At 46.7% G+C, this 2858-nt stretch carries 4 protein-coding genes; all 4 read right to left on the reverse strand.

The annotated features are described in order from the left end of the window. Positions 1–583: M16 family metallopeptidase (locus ACQY6Q_RS14580; RefSeq protein ID WP_427982445.1), on the reverse strand; the 583-nt coding region annotated here is incomplete at its 3' end. A gap of 204 nt (positions 584–787) precedes the next feature. Next, positions 788–1327 (reverse strand): imm11 family protein, encoded by a 540-nt coding sequence (locus ACQY6Q_RS14585; protein ID WP_427982447.1) that lies wholly within the window; start codon positions 1325–1327, stop codon positions 788–790. A 128-nt stretch (positions 1328–1455) separates the two neighbouring features. Next, a complete protein-coding gene (gene ssb, locus ACQY6Q_RS14590; RefSeq protein WP_126511989.1) occupies positions 1456–2163 on the reverse strand; it encodes a single-stranded DNA-binding protein in 708 nt (235 codons plus the stop codon). 107 nt (positions 2164–2270) lie between these two features. After that, positions 2271–2858 (reverse strand): MFS transporter (locus ACQY6Q_RS14595; protein WP_427982450.1); only part of this gene is annotated, 588 nt, incomplete at its 5' end.

Here is a 2858-nt window from a genome sequence, read left to right on the forward strand (position 1 = left end):
AGGCTAACTGGTGACGATAGTTTTCTAAATCGGCGCTGCTACGCTCACGCAGTTCAGACAAGACCACTGCCTTTTCACGCTCGATAAGCGCGGGATCCAGCAACAGATTACCGGCGATTTCGCGCATTAAAAACAAAGCGGTATCGACTTTATCTTGGCTATTGCTCGGTAAATTAAACTGATAAACCGTCTGCTGGAATTCAGTCACCGCATTGGTATCGGCCCCAAAACTTAAGCCTAAACGTTGTAAGGTTGGGATCATCTCCCCCGCCGCAAGTCCGGTAGAGCCATTAAATGCCATATGCTCTAAAAAATGCACCAGACCTTGCTCGGCATCCGTTTCCATCACAGATCCCACATCGACCCGCATACGGACGATCACGGCCTGTTCGGGAGTTTTGTTGTTTACCAACAGATAGTGCAACCCGTTAGTCAGGGTGCCTGTGTGCACCCGTTGACTTAAGGGTAAATCGGCCGACTCTGGCCACAAAGGCGCTTCAACCGCTCTTAAGGGCAAGGCCACGCTGATAAATAGCAACCATAGCCACAGGTGTTTAAACTGGATTCGCTTGAAATGATTCATAAAAATTCATTTTCTCCTCCCAATTGGGTTCACTAACCGGAGAAAATGCTAACCTCAGTACTGATAAATTGACTTTTTACTATAGCCGCTAAAAGGCTTTAAGTCACAAAATCAATACCTTACACCGTACCAAAAGCAATTATCACTTTGATATTTAGCAAAATATCTTTAGAAATAATTTCACTCAAATCTCGATCCAAATGCCTAGTCCAACGGCAAACACTCCACGCCCCGCAGCGACTGACACAAGTGATAGCGAGCTTGGTTCACTAGGATATAGCCCAACTTTTCCTGTAAAGAAAATATCGATGGTTCAATCACTTGACTAGCATCAATCACCAAGGAATGGATCTGCAAAAAACGGTGTTGCCCATAGGTGCGATGGCTTATCTGCGATCGAGTAAAATCCACACAGGCATAACGATTAAGCACTTGCATCCCATAAAACTGCCGATTGATATTCCCCTGTGCATCACAAATTTCGGCGGGAATAAATTGAACCGCTTGACCTATAACATCTCGAAATTGCTCAACAAATGCTGCGCTCACCAGCTCTGGTCCAAGGGTGGGTAAAATGTCGTATTGCGTTATCTCATCATCAAGGATATCTACTTCATAGTAAAAGGTGTCAACGCCATTCGATGGTTGAGTCAAGGCATCAGCATAAGACTGTACATTTCGCTCGCCATACACAAAATAAACATCTCGATGGTAAAAACTCTGCAACTCATAAAATCGTTCCATCTTTACATCCTGTAAATAGTTTGAAAGCAACTCAACGTTTTGCTATCTACGGAAAAATTTCAATTAAAACAAAGCCCCGTAAACGGGGCCTTGTTTTTGAATCTTAGCACTATGCTAGATAATCAAGCTCAGAACGGGATATCGTCGTCCCAACCATCATCCAAATCTGGGGTAAAGTTTTGTTGTGGTTGTGGCGCTGGACGTTGTGCAGGTGCCGCTGGTGCTTGATACGCTGGAGCAGCAGGCTTAGGCGCATAACCACCTTGCTGTGGCTGAGCATGGGATTGCTGTTGCTGGCCATAGCTTTGCTGAGCTGGCTGCTGATTGTAGCCAGATTGTGGCTGCTGTGCAGGCGCTTGGTAACTTTGCTGTGCTGGCGCGTATTGGTTTTGCGCTGGCGCAGTTTGAGCCGGTGCCGCTTGGTAACCGGCGTTTTGTTGCATGCCACCCATAGGTGCACCTTGGCCTTGACCTTGACTTTGGCCTTGATTGCGACCACCTAACATTTGCATGCTACCGCTTTGGTCGATAACCACTTCAGTGCTGTAACGATCTTGACCGCTTTGGTCTTTCCACTTACGCGTCTGCAGTTTACCTTCGAGGTAAACCTGTGAACCTTTACGCAGGTACTCACCCGTAATTTCAGCCAACTTGCCAAACAGAACCACACGGTGCCATTCAGTACGCTCTTGCTGTTGACCTTGTTGGTCTTTCCACGATTCGCTGGTCGCTACTGTGATGTTAGCGACTGCGTTACCGTTTGGCATGTAACGTACTTCTGGATCTTGTCCCAAATTGCCAACCAAAATTACCTTGTTAACACCACGACTGGCCATTGAAATCTCCTGCGATTCTTTAAATAATCTATTAATTCAGTATGTTGTTTATAATTGTTGCCGCAAGGGAAAATCCGCTTCCCTAAAACTCGCGGCAATAACACATATTATTGAGCAGAGCCTAACACAGCTCGGGCTTCTCTTAAATCGAAATGCTCGTCAACTTTGAGATAAGCAACTTTCTCGTCTAACACCACAATCGCTTCGACCACACCCATCAATTGTGACAACTGCGACGCCATATCCCGCGCTTGGGCTTTGTCTTTAACTTCGGCCTCTAAGGTGTAACTCTTAAGCAGCACAGGATTTTTCATCCCTAGGGTCAATAATAACCAAACGCCCATCAATACCAGTGCGACGATAAACACGCCCACGGCGCCGACTAATTGGAACGCACCGCCACCGAGCATACCGCCACAGAAGGCGCCTAAGAATTGGCTGGTCGAATAGACGCCCATGGCCGAGCCTTTTTCACCAACTGGGCAGAATTTCGCAATCAAGCTCGGCAGCGACGCCTCAAGGTAGTTAAAGCCGGTAAAAAACAGCAGCACGGCCACGCTCAATACCCAGAGGTTGTTGGCAAAAATCGCCATGGCCGCAAGGGCAAACATCATGATCACTAAAGCAATTTGGAACATCGCCTTAGTATTCTTACGCTTCACCCCGATGATGATTAACGGCACCATCAAGAAGAA

Source organism: Agarivorans sp., assembly GCF_050295395.1.
Classification (GTDB): Bacteria; Pseudomonadota; Gammaproteobacteria; order Enterobacterales; family Celerinatantimonadaceae; genus Agarivorans.